The organism is Allobosea sp. UNC402CLCol, from assembly GCF_000745475.1.
In the GTDB taxonomy this organism is placed as follows: domain Bacteria; phylum Pseudomonadota; class Alphaproteobacteria; order Rhizobiales; family Beijerinckiaceae; genus Allobosea; species Allobosea spartocytisi.
The window spans coordinates 111,870-127,570 of record NZ_JQJJ01000008.1; the positions used below are offsets into that span (position 1 = coordinate 111,870).

A 15,701-nucleotide genomic window follows, 5' to 3' on the forward strand; every position below is an offset into this window, starting at 1 on the left:
CGAACCCCGTAAGTCAGACCGGCTACGAATGTGAGATTTACGTTCCGTCGCCCGCAGCCGGATCGGCGCCGGAATCGATAGCCGCCGGCACGTTCGTCCCGCGCCAGCGGCCATAGGACCACGGCCTATACCAGGACGAGCGCGGCGGCAATTCCTCGCAGACCATATCGATGCCGCTGGTGCCGTAAGGGTTGCAGCGGCAGATGCGCGCGAACCCGATCCAGCCGCCGCGCCACAGGCCGAAACGCTGGATCGCCTCGTCGGTATAGGCCGAGCAGCTCGGCCAATGCCGGCAATGGCGGCCGACCAGCATCGAAAAGCTGAGCTGATAGCCGCGAATCGCGATATGTGCAGCCTTACGCGGCCAATAGATGACCTTGTGCAACAGCGAACATCTTTGTTTAACAAAAAGACGCTGAAATAGCTCGTCTGCTTCGTTTTGCCGATCCGCCACCAGAACCGCTTTCCTTGATCGATTTCATAACATGATGCGCGCCAAACATTTTCGCCATGCCCTGGCCGGTTGCGGCCTCCTTCTCGGTCTTGGCCTCGCCACGGCCGCCGATGCTCAGCAGCGCGCCTATCTGCTCTGGCTCGACGGCGCCAAGATCGACATCGCCAAGATCGCCGGCCTGCCGCCGGCCCAGAACTCGCCTGAGGCGAAGGCCGAATTCGAGCATGTGCTGGAGATCTCGCAGGCCCGCACGCCCGAGCGCGAGAAGGCCGCCATCGCCGACCAGCGCCAGGCGCTGGTCAACTTCCTCGACGGCATCGACAACAGCTATGTCGACAACACCCATCGCGAGGTCCGGCTGCTGTTCCGCGAGGCGCAGATCGAGCTTTCGATCCTGCTGAAGAGCATCCATCGCCTGACCAGCCGGCCGCGCCCCTTCAGCGTCTGGAACAAGGTCCGCATCAAGCCCTGCCCGGGCGGCCGGCCGGAAGGCACCTCCTTCCCCTCGGCACATGCGGCCACCGCCGCCCTCTATGCCGAACTGCTCAAGACCGCCGTCCCCGAACTTGGCGAGAAGCTGGAGGAACGGGTCAAGAGCTATGGCGAAAGCCGTCTCGTCTGCGGCTTCCATTACGAGAGCGACCTCGTCGCCGGCGACAAGGTCGGCCGCGCCGTCGCCAAGGCCCTGCTGGCCGACCGTGCCTTCAAGGCCCGCTTCGACGAGACGGTGCCGGAAATCCGCGTGGCGCTCGGCCTGAAGTAATCAGGCTGCCGCGTCTTTGCGCTTCACCTCGATCTGGTCGATGGCGTCGACCACCGCATCGAAGGTCAGCATGGTCGAGGCGTGCCGGGCCTTGTAGTCGCGCACCGGAACGAGCACGGCGAGATCAGACCATTTGCCCTCCGGCGGCTCGGCATTCTCCTTGAGGATCGCCCGTGCCTGCTCCCGGACCCGGCGCAGCTCGTCTGCCGTCGAACCGACGACATGGCGGGCCATGATCGAGGACGACGCCTGCCCGAGTGCGCAGGCCTTGACCTCATGGCCGAAGCCGGTGACGACGTCGCCTTCCATGGTGACATCGACTGTCACTGTCGAGCCGCATAGCTTCGAATGGGCCCTGGCGGTGGCATCGGGAGATGGCAGCCGCTCGAGCAGGGGGATGTTGGCGGCAAGCGCGAGAATGCGCTTGTTGTAGACTTCGTCCAGCATGGCTCAATCTCTCGCGGGTCTGGAAGGGCCCGCACCGGGACACAATATAGGGTTGATCCGCCGCGAACGGGAGGGCATTGGAGCCTCACCGCCCGCAGCGGGGGAACTTGTCGCAACGGCCTCGCGGCCCGCGGCCGCAAGGCCTGGATCGCGCGGCGCCATTTGATCCAACGGGAGGCACCACATGATCCCTGTGGTTAAGTCCTTGTCCGTCGAGCGGGCCGTCACCCCCTCCGCAGACAAGTTTCTGGTCGGCAAGCCGACGCAGGAGGAAGCGGAGGCCGCTGTCCGCACGCTCATTCTCTGGGCCGGCGACGATCCGTCGCGCGAGGGGCTGGCCGAGACCCCGCAGCGCGTCGCCAAGGCCTATAAGGAATTATACAAGGGCTATGGCGAGGATCCTCACGCGATCCTCGACCGTGTCTTCGAGGAGGTCGACGGCTACCAGGACATGGTCCTCGTACGCGACATACCGTTCTATTCGCATTGCGAGCACCACATGGTGCCCTTCGTCGGCAAGGCGCATATCGGCTACTACCCCTCGCAGGGCGTCGTCGGGTTGTCGAAGCTCGCCCGCGTCGTGGATCTCTATGCGCGCCGCCTGCAGACGCAGGAGGCGATGACCGCCCAGATCGCCGACGTCATCGAGGAAGCGCTGAAGCCGCGCGGCATCGCCGTGCTCATCGAGGCCGAGCATATGTGCATGTCGATGCGCGGCGTGCAGAAGCAGGGCTCCTCGACGATGACGACGCAGTATCGCGGCCTCTTCCGCGACGACCCGGCCGAGCAGGTGCGCTTCTTCACCATGGTGAAGTCGGCGGGGCTGTAGGCGCGGCCCCTCCCGCGAGACAGGGCATTCGCCCCTGAACCCCATGTCATGCTCGGGCTTGACCCGAGCATCTCTCCCCGGAGATTCCCGGGTCTACGCTTCGCTTCGCCCGAGAATGACGGCGGGGTTCCACGTCATAAGACGATCTCTCCCATCGGAGTCGCCATGAGCCTCTTCCCTGCCCCGGCCGACAAGCACGCCCTCGAGGAGGGGACGGTGCTGAGCCCGCGCTTCGACGCGAACGGCCTCGTCACCTGCGTCACGACGGACGCCAAGACCGGCGAATTGCTCATGGTCGCGCATATGAATGCCGAAGCGCTCGCGCGTTCGATCGAGACCGGCGAGGCCTGGTACTGGTCGCGCTCGCGCAACGAACTCTGGCACAAGGGCGCGACCTCCGGCCAGATCCAGACCATCGTCGAGATGCGCGTCGACTGCGACCAGGACGCGATCTGGCTCAAGGTGAACGTCGCGGGCGACGGCGGCTGCTGCCATACCGGCCGCCATTCCTGCTTCTATCGCGCGCAGCCGCTGCGGGCCGAGGCCGGCGGGCCGCTCCTCTTCGCGTGAGCGGCAGGCGGGGCTGCCCTGCCTCGGACCGCCTTCACCATTCCGTCAAATCCGGCGGATAATGCGCTGACGAGATGCCGTTCACGTTTCGCTCATCGCATTCTGGGATTCTGACCTTCAGCGGAGGGACGGATCCATGTTGTGGGACAACACCGCGCGAAGAGCCTTCGGCCTCGGCGGAGGTGGGAACATCATGAACGAAATGCCGTCTGCGCCCGAGCGAAACGGGAAGCGCAAGCCGAAGATCGGCCTCGCGCTCGGCGGCGGCGCGGCGCGCGGCTGGGCGCATATCGGCGCGCTGGAGGTGCTGATCGAGGCGGGCTACGCGCCGGAGGTCATCGCCGGAACCTCGATCGGAGCGGTGGTGGGCGGCTGCTACGCCGCCGGCAGGCTCTCCCAGCTCAGTGAATTCGCGACCGGCCTCACCAAGCGGCGCGTCGTCGGGCTGATGGATTTCCACATCGGTGGCGCCGGACTGATCGCCGGCAGCCGGCTGAAGCGCCTGCTCGAGCGCGATCTCGTGGGCCTGCGGATCGAGGAACTTCAGCAACGCTTCGTCGCCATCGCGACCGAACTCGGCACCGGCCACGAGATCTGGCTGACGCACGGCCCGCTGATCGAGGCGCTGCGGGCCTCCTATGCCCTGCCCGGCATCTTCGACCCGGTGAAGCTCGGCGGTCGCTGGCTGATGGACGGCGCGCTGGTCAATCCGGTGCCCGTCACCGCCGCCCGCGCGCTCGGCGCCGACATCGTGATCTGCGTCAACCTCAACAACGACCTCGCCGGCCGCGGCACGGTGATCCAGAACTACGCCTCGGACCCGGACCCCGAACCCGAAGAGACCGTGCCGGAGCGGGAGCTTCGTCCCCCGCAGCGCTGGTTCGACGGCATCACCGTCGCGGCCAAGCGCGTCCGCAACCTTGTCGGCCGCCCCAGCGAAAACCGTCCAGGCCTCGCCGGCGTCATGATCGATGCCTTCAACATCACGCAGGACCGGATTTCGCGCTCGCGCCTCGCCGGCGACCCGCCCGATGTGATGATCGGCCCGCGCCTCGGCCGCGTCGGCCTGTTCGACTTCCACCGCGCCGACGAAACGATCGAACTCGGCCGGGTGGCGACCCGCCGCGCCCTCGACGAGATCGCGACCGTCGTCGCCGCCAACCATATCCCGGTCGGCGGCTAGGACATCGTTTTCCGCATTGTCTTCACGCGAACCGGTACCCGCTTCGCGCGAAAATACTCTGGCTCAGGCCATCGCGATATAGTCGCGCATCGCCTTGCTTTCGGCCTCGATCGCCGCGACGCGATGCTTCACCACGTCGCCGATCGAGACGATGCCGGCGACGCGGCCGTTCTCGATGACCGGCACATGGCGGAAGCGCCCGGTCGTCATGATCTCCATCAGCTCGTCGACGCTGGTCTGCGGGCGGCAGGTCACCACCTTCGCGGTCATCGCCCGCGAAACCGCGCTCTCCAGCGCGGCAGCGCCTTCCTTACCGAGCGCCCGGACGATGTCGCGCTCGGACAGGATGCCGACGAGCGTGCCATCCGCGCCCATGACCACGACGGCGCCGATTCGCCGCTCGCTCAGGACGCGAACCGCTTCCGCCAGGGTCCGGTGCGGCTGCACCGAAATGACCTCCCGGCCCTTGCCGCTCAGCAACTGCTCGACATTCATCGAAGGCTCCTCCTGCTGACGCGCCGTTAGCCGGCGCGTGGTTCCGCTGCCGCTCCACGGCTGCCGGCGGACTCACGATGCCGGGCAGGCCCGAGGAGTGCTTCGCAATGACAGGGAGTGTGGGGTAAGACCGCGGCGCAGGCAAGGCGCGCGAGCGCCCGTTCAGCTGCGTTTCTGCCCACGGTCGAGCAGCGGGAACAGCAGGAGCCCGACGAGGAAGCCGCCGATATGCGCTTCCCAGGCGATGCTGGTCGCCTCGCCGAAGATCGGCACGAGCCCGGCGCCGAACAGGATGTTCGTCACGAACCAGATGCCGGTGAACAGCACGGCGCGCGAATTGCGCCAGAGCTGCCCGAGCGGTTCGGCCGGGATCGCTTTCACCACCTCGTCATTGCCGAGCTCGCCGAAGCGCAGGCCCGGCGCGAAGACGAAGCGGATCGCGGCCGCCGTCGCCCCCGAGATTCCCGCCGAGGCGCCGACCAGCGGCAGCAGGTCGAGATCGCGCGACCACCAGTGCAGCAGCGCGCCGCCAATCGTGGACAGCGCCAGGAGATTGAGGAAGCGGCCAGGTCCGAGCCGTCGCGCCACCGGGCTGCCGAAGGCAGCGAGCCACAGGCCGTTCGAGGCCAGATGCAGCCAGGAGCCGTGCAGGAAGCCATAGGTCAGCAGCGTCCAGAGCCGGACGCCGCCATCCGCCAGCAGGAGGCGGGCGAGCTGCAGCCGGTCGCCGACATCCTGCCCGACGGTCGATTGCGCCAGCGCCGCGACGACGTCGTCGAGCCTGTCGGGCGACAGCCACAATGTCAGGCGCGCCGGCACGAAGGCCAGCCACGACATTAGCAGATAGTCGTTCTCGTCCGAGAGCAGGCTGCGGCCGGCCTGGATCAGCGCCAGCACCGCCAGGAGCTGGACGATCACGGACGGCAGGTTGAAGGCGGGCTCGCGCGCCGGCGGGCGGGGATCGTGGGAAGCCATTGCGCCGCAACACTTGCCGAAGCGGCAGGCTCGCGCAAGGCGTGCCGGCCTTATCCACGCACGAAAAAGGGGAGCGGCATGACGCCCTCCCCTTTTCCGCCGGCTGTGCCGTCATCCGGACCAGCCGGACGACGTGTCACGCCCCCTCCACCCCGGTTTGCGTCGGCGGCTTGCCGCCCGCGAATTCGATGGCATTTGATACGCATTCTAGGCATCTTCCACAAAGATAAGACTTCGTTAACCCTAACCGCCCCGGCGCCTCCCCCGACTCACCCCGGGATGGCAAGACGGCATGGCGGGTGCGTCCTCGATCCTATCAGGGACCGACTCGTCCCCCTTTCGGACGGATCTGCGTCATCGCTGGACGCGCGATTCCCCGATCGGATCAACCGCTGAATGGGCGCAGAATGAAAAACACGAGCACACGTCTGGTCTTCGACTACTGGGACGCGCTGCGCGGTGAGCGGGCGGCGCCCGAACGTGGCGAGATCGAACCCGGAGCGTTGCGCCATGCGTTGGCGGACACGTTCATTCTCGAGAACGAGCCGATCGGCCCGGTCTTCCGTCTGGCCGGCACACGGCTTTGCGCGCTGATCGGCCATGAATTGCGCGGCCGCCCCTTCGCCGCGATCTGGCCCGAGGTCGAGGCGCAGGGCGACATGCGCCGCCTGGTCCAGACGGTGATGGACGAGACGGCCGGTGCCGTCGCCGGGCTTTCCGGCGAAACCAGCACAGGCGCGCCGATCTATCTGGAGCTGCTGCTGCTGCCGCTGCGCTATCGCGGCCGCACCCATGCGCGGGTCCTGGGCGCGCTTTCGCCCGCCCTCACCCCGGATTGGCTCGGCCTCGACACCGTGGTCGCCATGCGGATGATCTCGCTGCGCATGCTCTGGCCCACCACGTCCGCGCGCCCCGCCCCGGCTGAGCGGCAACGTTCCGCCCCGCCGCGCCTCGTCGTCCTGCCTGGCGGACGCGCCTGACCTTGACCTTCCGTTAACCGTTCCTGCCTAGGATCGGCCCCGAATCCAGGCTGGTCCATTGATGTTGAGCGCGCTCCAAACGCCCCGGGCGGCGACCGTTCCGGTCGAACGCAGGAGGCATCACCGGATGAAGGTGGTGCTGCTGGGCCGTTATATGCTGCCCAACCGGATGGAATATCCCTGCCAGACGATCGACATCTCGCCGGGCGGCGTTCATCTCGCCGCGCCGGCCAAGGCCGCGCCGGGAGAGCGCGTCATCGTCTATCTCGAGCATCTTGGTCGGATCGAGGGCACTTGCGTGCGGACCACGATGGAAGGGTTCGCGATGACGATCACCGCGACCAGCCGCAAGCGCGAGAAATTCACCGCCCAGCTCACCTGGCTCGCCAATCGCGAGGAGCTCGGCCTGCCGGAAGATCGCCGGCACGAACGCATCGTCCCGCGCAATCCGCGCTCGATGCTGACGATGAGCGACGGCTCCGAGCATCCCGTCCGTGTCATCGACATCTCACTCTCCGGCGCCGCGATCTCCAGCGACCTCGACCTGCCGACGGGCACACCCGTGCGACTCGGCACGACGCCGGGCCGGATCGTGCGCCGGTTCGACGGCGGCTATGCCGTCGAGTTCAGCTTTCCGCTCTCCGCCGACCTGCTCGACGAGAATCTCGAGCTCTGACGGCAGGCCACCGGCCGCCCCTCCTGCGACGACGCGTGTCCGGGCCACCGCCATTCCGGGACATTGCCTGGCAATGAGCCTGTGACCCCGGGCCGATGAAAGGTCCGGAAGGGCCCCTCCGCCTCTCGCTTCTCCATGACACGCATCCGGATCCGGGCTGCGGCCTCGCCGCTGCGCGGCGCCCCGGACCGACACAGGCGGATTGGGCGCCCGTCTCGCGGCGGCGAGACCCAGCCGACGGTCATCTCCCCGTGTTCCGACACGGGCACCGCGATCGTCCGGCCGCGCATCGTGGCCGCAACGAAGGACCGCCTGCGAGCCCGCCGGCATCCGGCAGTTCCCACGCGCGCGTTGCGTGATCGCGCGCTCCGTAAGTCACGGAAACCAGCGATCGAAGTCGCCCCCTCCCACTCCCCACGCTGGTAACAATCAGGTAAGTTAACGAGCCGTTGCCGCGTAACGCACAATTAAGGGTTAAAAGAAGGTTTCATCATCGTCACAAATCGTTACTTCCGGCTTTGAAGAAGATTGGCTCTGATATTCATTGAGGCGGTTGCTGGCGGAAATACATAAATTTGTACGTTTCGACTTCAAGCCAAATCCATCGGCCGGATCGCATCGTCTCCCCGGGACAGAAAGGGGACGACATGTTTTCTCTTCATCGCAATCTGATCGGAGCCGCCTTCGTGGCCGCTTTCGCCATCGCCGGCGCTTCGGGCGCCGCAGCGCAGAGCGCGGGCATCCCCGTGGCGAGTGCCCCGGCCTCCGCCAGCGGCGACGCCCGCGCACCTTATGCCTGGACGGATTTCTGCAAGCGCATGCCCTCCGAGTGCAGGCTCGACACCCGCGAGCCCGAGCGCGTCGAGCTGACGCCCAAGCTCTGGAAAACCATCGTCGCAGTCAACAACCGCGCCAATCATGAGATCGAGCCGGTCACCGACCAGGATCACTGGGGCCTGGTCGATCGCTGGGACATTCCCACCGACGGCAAGGGCGATTGCGAGGACTACGTCCTGCTGAAGCGCAAGCGCCTGGCCGAGGCCGGCCTGCCGCGCCGTGCCATGCTGGTGACGGTGGTCATCGACGAGGAGAATGCCGGACACGCCGTGCTGATGATCCGCACCGATCGCGGCGACTTCATCCTCGACAACAAGCGCAACGCCATCCTGCCCTGGAGCCAGACCGGCTACGTCTACGTCAAGCGGGAGTCCCAGTACCAGACCGGCTGGACCTCGCTCGGCGGCGCGCAGACGCCCACCGTCGCCTCGGTCCAGCGCTGAGCGGAACGGCCGGGCATCGTGCCCGGCGGTCCGGAGACTGATCTACCGAGCCGCCCGGATCTTCGGTGGGCGGCTCATTCGGAAAGGCGAGGCTCGGTCACGTCCCCACCCACCCGTCCCCAAGATCGGGTTTCGCCCAGGGCCGGCTTTCCGTAACGGGAAGCCGGCCCGACCTTTTTGGAGCTCCCCGGACGGGCGACCGGCTCAATCCAGCCGCTCGAGCCCCGCCGCGAATTGCCGCCAGCGCCGGGCATAGGCCTGCGCCGAGGCGGTGATCCCGGCCGCGGCCTTGTCGTCGAGCGTCCGGACGGCCCGGGCCGGCGCGCCGACGATCAGCGAATTGTCGGGAAATTCCTTGCCCTCCGTCACCAGCGCATTGGCCCCGACAAGGCTGTTGCGGCCGATCTTCGCGCCGTTCAGCACGGTCGCGCCCATGCCGACCAGGCTATTCTCGCCGATGGTGCAGCCATGCAGGATCGCACGGTGGCCGATGGTGCAGCGGGGACCGACGGTAAGCGGAAAGCCCATATCGGTATGGAAGACGCAGCCCTCCTGGACATTGCTGTCCTCGCCGATCTCGATCCACTCATTGTCGCCGCGCAGAACCGCCCCGAACCAGATCCCGACCCCGGCGGCGAGCCTCACGCGCCCGATCACATGGGCATCGGGAGCCAGCCACCATTGTCCCTGCGGAGGCGTCTCCGGCTTGGTTCCATCGAGCGAATAGAGCGGCATCGGATTCTCCCGGAGGATGCGTCGATGCCGAGCTTTGAGGGCGCCGGCGGGCTGGCGTCAAGCCACGAGGACGTGCAGCAGGTCGAGGACGACGCGGCCCGACGCCATGCTCCAGACGGCCGCGATCATGCTGGCGAGCATCACGAACAGGAAGGGCCGCCCCTCGATCCGGCGGCCGCGAACCGTGTTGCGCAGGATCAGGAACGGCGCGCTGAAGATGACCACCGGCACGCTGGCGACCGCTGCGAGACCGCCGGCCTGCAGCAGCTTGAAATCCGCACGCTGCGCCGTGAACAGCTCGAAAGCGCTTGCGAGAAGGCCGGCGAAGGCAAAACCGAGGATCAGCGACTGCAACGCCTCGAGCGTGGCGGGTTCGATCGTCATGGCGCGCAGCTTCCCCTCGGAGCGATGCGCGGGACACTGGCTTATGGTTTACGAACTGTGAAGAAAAGCCTTACCGGATAGTAAACCGGCATGGTTAATGTGGCCGTACCGAGCGGCACTACGCCCTGCTTCCCCTCCCCGGAACCGGAGCCGGAAGCGGCGCCGACCGCAGTGCCTTCCGCGGCACAGTCAGCCGCCGAATGCGGGGCATGCGACCTTCCCCGTTGACCGCCCTGCGGGAAGAATGCCGTAAGACGCGCTGGCAGCCACGCGATTCTCCCGATGTCAGGCATCACCCTGCTCCTGGCTCAGGCGCTCATCTATTTCGGCGTCATGGCCTTCCTGTTCCGTCTGCGGCATGTCATGGGCCTCGGCGCGTTTCTCTGCGCGCTCGGCGTGATGCATTTCCTCGAGACCTATCTGGCGGCGGTCTTCTTCATCCAGTTGCCGTTCGGACTGCTTTCGCCGGGCTCGACGGTGCTGTTTTCCGGCAAGCTCGCGATCATCCTGCTGTTCTACATTCGCGAGGACGCCGAAACCGTCCGCCAGCCGATCTACGGGCTGCTGGTCGGCAATTTCCTGATGGTGGCGCTGGTGCTGACGCTGCGCCTCTACGGCTCGCCGGTCGCGCTGCCCGGCTACAATCCCGACCTCGTGCTGATCGACCAGATGGGCGCGCTGATGATCTGGGGCACGACGCTGCTCTTCATCGATTCGATCGCGCTGATCCTGCTTTACGAGAAGCTGCACCGCCTGATGCCGCGCTCGACCATGCTGCGGGCCTGCCTGACCCTGGCGGTGATCCTGACCTTCGACCAGATCTGCTTCTTCACCGGCCTCCACGCGGTCACCGGCACGCCCTGGGACGCTCTTTTCGGCGGCTGGGTCGCCAAGATGGGCGCAGCCGTGGTCTATAGCGCGCTGATGGGCCTCTACCTCCTGCTGTTCGAGCGCAGCACCCAGGAGCTCGCGCCGCAGCCCCTCGCCGACATCTTCTACAAGCTGACCTATCGGCACAAATACGAGGATCTGCTCGGCAAGAGCGGGCATGATGCGCTGACCGGCGCGCTCACCCGCGAGCGTTTCGACACCGTCGCCCCCGCTTTGGCGACGCGCGCTGCCGCCACGCGAAAGCCGCTCAGCCTCGCGATCCTCGACGTCGACCACTTCAAGAGCATCAACGATCGGTACGGCCACGTCACCGGCGATGAGGTGCTGCGCCGCGTTGTGGAATGCCTGCGCTCGGAAATCCGCAGCGAGGACCGGATCTTTCGCTATGGCGGCGAGGAATTCGTCATTCTCTGCGAGAACATGCCGCACAACGCGGCCCTCGCCTATGCAGAGCGGATGCGGGTCGCGGTCCATGGCACGCTTTCCCGGGAATTCGCCGCCGCTCCGACGGTGAGCATCGGCGTCGCAACCTTTCCGGACGACGCCGCGAGCGTTCGCGACCTTCTGATCCATGCCGACGCCCATCTCTACGAGGCCAAGCGGCTCGGCCGCGACCGCGTCGTCGGCAATGCCGGCGAGTTCCGGAAAGTGCCGGCCGGCTGAACGGCTTATGGTTTACGCGCCGTTAAGGCGGCAATGATTCAGTAAGACGCAACCCGTTCCGAGAACACCGGACATGACTGCGTCGCTTCCCCACCACCTGCCCGGACATCAGGGCGCCGCCCTGGCTTCGATGGTTCGCATGCGCCTGCAGCGGCCGGCCCGGCCTTTGCCGCGCGCCGACGGCGCCATGCTGAAGGCGGCCTTCGCGATCCTGCTGGCCGGAGCGCTCGCGACCGCCGCCGCGCTCTACTGGACACATCGGCGCGAAGAGCCCTCAGTGGAGCTGCAACCGGCCCGCGTCGGCGATGTGGCGCTGATGATCCCGCGGAACCTGACCGGCGTCGACGATGACGAACGCGACAGGAGCCGGCTCGTCGGCATGGCCCGCCTGCGGCTGGACTGGCCGAGCCTCGGCCCGGCCGCGCCGCAGAGCCGCTACAAGCTGCTGATCACCCTGAGCCCGCCCGACAAGGTCAACGAGCCGGCGCGCCAGCTCGCCACCTATGCCCGCTTCCTGACGCCGACGGTCTGGTCGAATCCCGGCGGCCTGGTGGTGCGCGGCTTCCGCAAGGGCTCGCCCTTCGAGGGCGACGAGTTCTATGTCTCGGTTCCCGACGGCCGGGGCTTCGCCGCGCGCTGCCCGATCAATGTGGGCGGGCTTGTCGACGAGCCCTGCCGCGTCACCTTCCATCACCGCGGCATGGATGTGAACATCCGCTTCCCACGCGCCATCATCGCAGACTGGGCCGTGATGCTGGGCGGCGTACGCCGCACGCTGGACGGTTTGATCCGATGAGCGGAAGGGGCCTGCGCCGGCTCGCCCATTCCCCATCCTGAGGAGCGCTCCAGGAGCGCGTCCCGAAGGATGCTTCAGGAAGCTCCGAGCCTCCGGAGCATCCTTCGAGACGCAAGCCGCTTTTGTTCCTCAGGATGAGGCTGGAAGCGGATCAGCCCTCGAGATCGACGTCGAGGATCGCCATGGTGAAGTTGAACGAACGGTCGCCGTCCTCGTCGTCGACATGGATGATGCCGATATATTCCTCACCCAGATAGACCTCGGCCGAATCGGTCTTCTTCATCCGCGCCCGCACGGAGATGTTGGTGTTGCTGAAGGTCCGGCGCAGATAGTCCTGCAGCTTGGCGAGTTCTGTCTTGTCCACGGTCTGTGTCCCTTTCGATTGGGCGGGAGCGATGCCACGCCGGGCCGCACAGGGCAAGCAAAAGCCGGCATCGTTCCGTCGATCTTCCCCCCGCTTGCACCCCGGGCTGCGATCCTTAGCATGCCCGTCTCCCATCCCGAGGACGGATCGCATTCATGACGCCGTGGCTCCCTTCCGCCCTCGCCTATGTCGCGAGCTGGCTCGATTTCCAGCGCCGCCTGCACGACCAGCCGGGCGTGGCCATCGCCGTCGCGAACGGCGGCGAGATCGCGCTCGAGGCCGCCTTCGGCAGCGCCGATCTCGCGACCGGCGAGGCGCTGACGCCGCGCCACGGCTTCCGCATCGCGTCCCATTCCAAGAGCTTCACCGGTGCCGGCATCTTGCGCCTCGTCGAGGACGGCCGGCTGCGGCTCGACGACGCGGTCGGCTCCCTGATCGACGGCTTGCACCCCGACATCGCCGCCGTGACGATCGGCCAGGTGCTCTCCAACAGCGCCGGGCTGACGCGCGACGGGCCGGACAACGGCCAGTTCTTCGACCGCAAGCCCTATTGCGACAGGGCCGAACTCCTCGACGATCTTGCCGAGCCGCCGATCTTTCCGGCCTCGCAGCGCTTCAAATACTCGAACCACGGCTTCGGCTTGCTCGGCCTCGTCATCGAATCCGTGACCGGCCTCAGCTACAGCGAATGGATCACCGACGAGGTCGTGGCGAAGGTCGGCCTCACCGAAACCAAGGCCGATATCGAGCTCTGGGGCCATAGGCCGATGGCGAAGGGCCATAGCGGCACGCAGCCCCTGGGTTACCGCGTCGTCATCCCCGGCGACAATCCCGGCCGGGCCATGGTTTCGGCAGCGGGCTTCGTCGCCACCGCCGCCGATGTCGCCCGCTATTTCGCCCAGCTCTCGCCGCAGGCCGAAACCAGCATCCTCACCCCCTTGAGCCGCCGCGAAATGACGCGACGGCTCTGGCCGGACGACGAGGCGAGCCTCGGCCGCCATTATGGGCTCGGCACCATCTCGGGCGGCGAAGGCGCCTGGCGCTGGTTCGGCCATTCCGGCGGCTTCCAGGGCTTCATCACCCGCACCTGCGTCTTCCCCGCGCAGGACCTGACGGTGTCCGTCCTGACCAACGCCATCGACGGGCTCGCCCACCCCTGGCTCGACGGCGTCGTCCACATCCTGAAAACCTTCTCCGAGCGCGGCGCGCCGCCGGCCGGGACCGAAGACTGGAATCGCCGGGGCTGGTGCATCTGGGGCGCGGGCGATCTGGTGCCAGTGTCCGACCGCGTCCTCATCGCCAACCCCGCGCTGTTCACCCCCTTCCTCGACGCCGGCGAGATCACGCTCGATACGCCGGATCACGGCCGCATCATCCGCGCCTCCGGCTTCAACAGCCCGGGCGAACCGGCCAGGCTGATGCGGGACGAGGCCGGCGCGGCGCAGTCGGTCTGGCTCGGCGGCGGCCGCTTCGTCGGCGAGGAGGATATGAAGGTCGAGATGCTCGCCCGCTATGTCGAGAAGGCGGCCGGCTGACGCCGTTGCGACGCACACCGATCCATACGGGGTAGCCGGAACCGGGTGCTCCGCCATGCATTCGCCGCCTTTCGCGCCGCAAACTTGCGGGTGAGGGCTGGCCGATGCGCTTGATCGCTTCATTCGCCATGGTGGCTATCCTGGCTGTGGGAGCGGCGCCGGCGCTTTCGCATCAGGCCCCGAGCGGCTGGGAGTATCCGTTCTACTGCTGCTCCGGCGCCGACTGCGCCCCGATCGCGGCCGAGACCGTGCGCGAAGGCCATGGAGGCTTCATCGTCACCGTCGCGCCCGGCACGCACCCGATGTGGCCGACCGAACGGCGCCAGCCGTTGATCCTCGAAATCCCCTATGACAAGGCCAAGGAATCGCCCGACGGCCACTTTCATCTCTGCATCGACGATGCCGGAGATCTGCTCTGCTTCTTCGCCCCGGCCGGCAGTTCCTGACGCGGACGATGCGCTACAGCATCGGACCGAAAATTGTATTCGATCCGATGCTGTAGCTCTTTGTTTTTACATCGGCTTTTCCCGAAAACCGCGTGCCACTTTTCGGGCCGATGCTCTAAGCCATGCGGCTCGCCCGGGAGGGAGACCGCTTGGCGCTTTCCCACGCCGCCCTGTAAGAGGCTGCGACGCCACCCGGACAACTGCCCCCGACGATGACCGCCCTCGACGACCTCCTCACCCTGCGCGATCTGCTGCGCTATGCCGTCTCGCGCTTCAACGCGGCGGGGCTGAGCTTCGGCCATGGCACCACCAACGCGCTCGACGAAGCCGCCTTCCTGCTCCTGGAGGCGCTCAAGCTCCCGGTCGACGACATCAATCCCTGGCTCGATGCGCGCCTGACCCGCAGCGAGCGAGCGCGCCTGCTGGACCTGATCGAGGCGCGGGTCACCACGCGCAAGCCCGCGCCCTATCTCGTCGGGCGCGCCTATATCCACGGCCTCGGCTTCCGGGTCGATGAGCGCGTCATCGTCCCGCGCTCCTATATCGGCGAACTCCTGATGCGCGGTGTGCTCGAATCGGAAGGGCTCGGCCTCGTCCCGGAGCCGGAAGCCGTCGATCGCGTGCTCGACCTCTGCACCGGCTCCGCCTGCCTCGCCATCATCGCCGCCGGACGCTTTCCCAATGCCGAGGTCGATGCCGTCGAACTCTCGCCGGACGCGCTCGATGTCGCCGGCCTCAATGTCGCCGATTACGATCTCGGCGATCGCGTCCATCTGCTCCAGGGCGATCTCTTCGCCCCGCTCGATGGACAGCGTTACGACCTCATCATCGCCAACCCGCCCTATGTCACCGCCGAGGAGGTCGCCGCCTTCCCGCCGGAATATGCGAGCGAGCCACGGATGGCCCATATCGCTGGCGCGGACGGTCTCGACCTCGTGCACCGCATCCTGGCGCAGGCCCGCAACCATCTGAACCCCGGCGGCGGCCTGCTCTGCGAGGTCGGCACCGGGCGCGAGGCGCTCGAAGCCGCATACGACCTGCCCTTCACCTGGCTCGACACGGAAGAGAGCGAGGCGGAAGTCTTCTGGATCGGCGAGGCGGATCTGCCGGGCTGAACGGCAGAGCCGAGGCAAGCGCGCTACGCTTGAGCCCGAACCCTATTGACTGCAACAGAGCGTCATTCTCGAGCGGAGCGAAGCGCAGACCCGAGAATCTCTCGCGAGAAGGGACTTCCG

At 66.9% G+C, this 15,701-nt stretch carries 19 protein-coding genes; 12 read left to right on the forward strand and 7 right to left on the reverse strand.

Features of this window, described 5'->3' with window-relative positions:
• Positions 1–37 precede the first annotated feature (37 nt).
• The gene (gene yidD / locus GY40_RS02495) at positions 38–373 is read right to left on the reverse strand and encodes a membrane protein insertion efficiency factor YidD (protein WP_112764638.1); all 336 of its coding nucleotides are present in this window, start codon (positions 371–373) and stop codon (positions 38–40) included.
• Between the two features lie 112 nt (positions 374–485).
• On the opposite strand from yidD, the gene GY40_RS02500 reads away from it, so the two are divergent.
• On the forward strand, positions 486–1,217 hold the full coding sequence (locus GY40_RS02500) for a phosphatase PAP2 family protein (RefSeq protein ID WP_038358425.1): 732 nt from the start codon (positions 486–488) through the stop codon (positions 1,215–1,217).
• Here the strand turns inward: GY40_RS02500 and GY40_RS02505 are convergent, their stop codons facing one another.
• Positions 1,218–1,664, reverse strand: a complete 447-nt coding sequence (locus GY40_RS02505) for an iron-sulfur cluster assembly scaffold protein (RefSeq protein WP_038358427.1) — start codon at positions 1,662–1,664, stop codon at positions 1,218–1,220.
• Between the two features lie 184 nt (positions 1,665–1,848).
• Between GY40_RS02505 and folE the strand changes: the two genes are divergently transcribed.
• The 3 genes from folE (at position 1,849) to GY40_RS02520 (ending at position 4,246) form a co-directional block, all read left to right on the forward strand.
• Complete coding sequence (gene folE, locus GY40_RS02510) at positions 1,849–2,493, forward strand: GTP cyclohydrolase I FolE (protein WP_038358428.1); 645 nt, start codon at positions 1,849–1,851, stop codon at positions 2,491–2,493.
• A 165-nt stretch (positions 2,494–2,658) separates the two neighbouring features.
• The gene (hisI, locus tag GY40_RS02515) at positions 2,659–3,063 is read left to right on the forward strand and encodes a phosphoribosyl-AMP cyclohydrolase (protein ID WP_038358430.1); all 405 of its coding nucleotides are present in this window, start codon (positions 2,659–2,661) and stop codon (positions 3,061–3,063) included.
• A gap of 193 nt (positions 3,064–3,256) precedes the next feature.
• On the forward strand, positions 3,257–4,246 hold the full coding sequence (locus GY40_RS02520) for a patatin-like phospholipase family protein (RefSeq protein WP_248311079.1): 990 nt from the start codon (positions 3,257–3,259) through the stop codon (positions 4,244–4,246).
• Between the two features lie 63 nt (positions 4,247–4,309).
• On the opposite strand, the gene GY40_RS02525 is transcribed toward GY40_RS02520, so the two are convergent.
• Positions 4,310–4,741, reverse strand: coding sequence for a CBS domain-containing protein (locus tag GY40_RS02525; protein WP_038358434.1), 432 nt, complete (start codon positions 4,739–4,741; stop codon positions 4,310–4,312).
• A gap of 162 nt (positions 4,742–4,903) precedes the next feature.
• Positions 4,904–5,716, reverse strand: a complete 813-nt coding sequence (locus GY40_RS02530; RefSeq protein WP_038358435.1) for a rhomboid family intramembrane serine protease — start codon at positions 5,714–5,716, stop codon at positions 4,904–4,906.
• 407 nt (positions 5,717–6,123) lie between these two features.
• Between GY40_RS02530 and GY40_RS02535 the strand changes: the two genes are divergently transcribed.
• The 3 genes from GY40_RS02535 (at position 6,124) to GY40_RS02545 (ending at position 8,652) form a co-directional block, all read left to right on the forward strand.
• On the forward strand, positions 6,124–6,696 hold the full coding sequence (locus GY40_RS02535; RefSeq protein WP_038358436.1) for a PAS domain-containing protein: 573 nt from the start codon (positions 6,124–6,126) through the stop codon (positions 6,694–6,696).
• Between the two features lie 61 nt (positions 6,697–6,757).
• On the forward strand, positions 6,758–7,372 hold the full coding sequence (locus GY40_RS02540; protein ID WP_038358437.1) for a PilZ domain-containing protein: 615 nt from the start codon (positions 6,758–6,760) through the stop codon (positions 7,370–7,372).
• A 647-nt stretch (positions 7,373–8,019) separates the two neighbouring features.
• Positions 8,020–8,652: a transglutaminase-like cysteine peptidase gene (locus GY40_RS02545; RefSeq protein ID WP_051987446.1), complete on the forward strand. Its 633-nt coding sequence runs from the start codon at positions 8,020–8,022 to the stop codon at positions 8,650–8,652.
• Between the two features lie 204 nt (positions 8,653–8,856).
• Here the strand turns inward: GY40_RS02545 and GY40_RS02550 are convergent, their stop codons facing one another.
• Both GY40_RS02550 and GY40_RS02555 read right to left on the reverse strand, forming a co-directional pair.
• Entirely contained in the window at positions 8,857–9,387 is a 531-nt protein-coding gene (locus GY40_RS02550) for a gamma carbonic anhydrase family protein (protein WP_038358438.1), read from the reverse strand.
• A 57-nt stretch (positions 9,388–9,444) separates the two neighbouring features.
• A complete protein-coding gene (locus GY40_RS02555; protein ID WP_038358441.1) occupies positions 9,445–9,771 on the reverse strand; it encodes a DUF6949 family protein in 327 nt (108 codons plus the stop codon).
• Between the two features lie 282 nt (positions 9,772–10,053).
• Between GY40_RS02555 and GY40_RS02560 the strand changes: the two genes are divergently transcribed.
• A complete protein-coding gene (locus tag GY40_RS02560; RefSeq protein ID WP_038358444.1) occupies positions 10,054–11,325 on the forward strand; it encodes a GGDEF domain-containing protein in 1,272 nt (423 codons plus the stop codon).
• 73 nt (positions 11,326–11,398) lie between these two features.
• Positions 11,399–12,121, forward strand: coding sequence for a hypothetical protein (locus GY40_RS26380; protein WP_156115842.1), 723 nt, complete (start codon positions 11,399–11,401; stop codon positions 12,119–12,121).
• Between the two features lie 151 nt (positions 12,122–12,272).
• On the opposite strand, the gene GY40_RS02570 is transcribed toward GY40_RS26380, so the two are convergent.
• Positions 12,273–12,485, reverse strand: coding sequence for a DUF3126 family protein (locus tag GY40_RS02570; RefSeq protein ID WP_038358447.1), 213 nt, complete (start codon positions 12,483–12,485; stop codon positions 12,273–12,275).
• Positions 12,486–12,640: 155 nt separating this feature from the next.
• Between GY40_RS02570 and GY40_RS02575 the strand changes: the two genes are divergently transcribed.
• The 3 genes from GY40_RS02575 (at position 12,641) to prmB (ending at position 15,581) form a co-directional block, all read left to right on the forward strand.
• Positions 12,641–14,020, forward strand: a complete 1,380-nt coding sequence (locus GY40_RS02575; RefSeq protein WP_038358450.1) for a serine hydrolase domain-containing protein — start codon at positions 12,641–12,643, stop codon at positions 14,018–14,020.
• Between the two features lie 104 nt (positions 14,021–14,124).
• Complete coding sequence (locus GY40_RS02580; RefSeq protein ID WP_038358453.1) at positions 14,125–14,466, forward strand: hypothetical protein; 342 nt, start codon at positions 14,125–14,127, stop codon at positions 14,464–14,466.
• A 212-nt stretch (positions 14,467–14,678) separates the two neighbouring features.
• Entirely contained in the window at positions 14,679–15,581 is a 903-nt protein-coding gene (gene prmB / locus GY40_RS02585) for a 50S ribosomal protein L3 N(5)-glutamine methyltransferase (RefSeq protein WP_038358455.1), read from the forward strand.
• Positions 15,582–15,701: the final 120 nt, after the last annotated feature.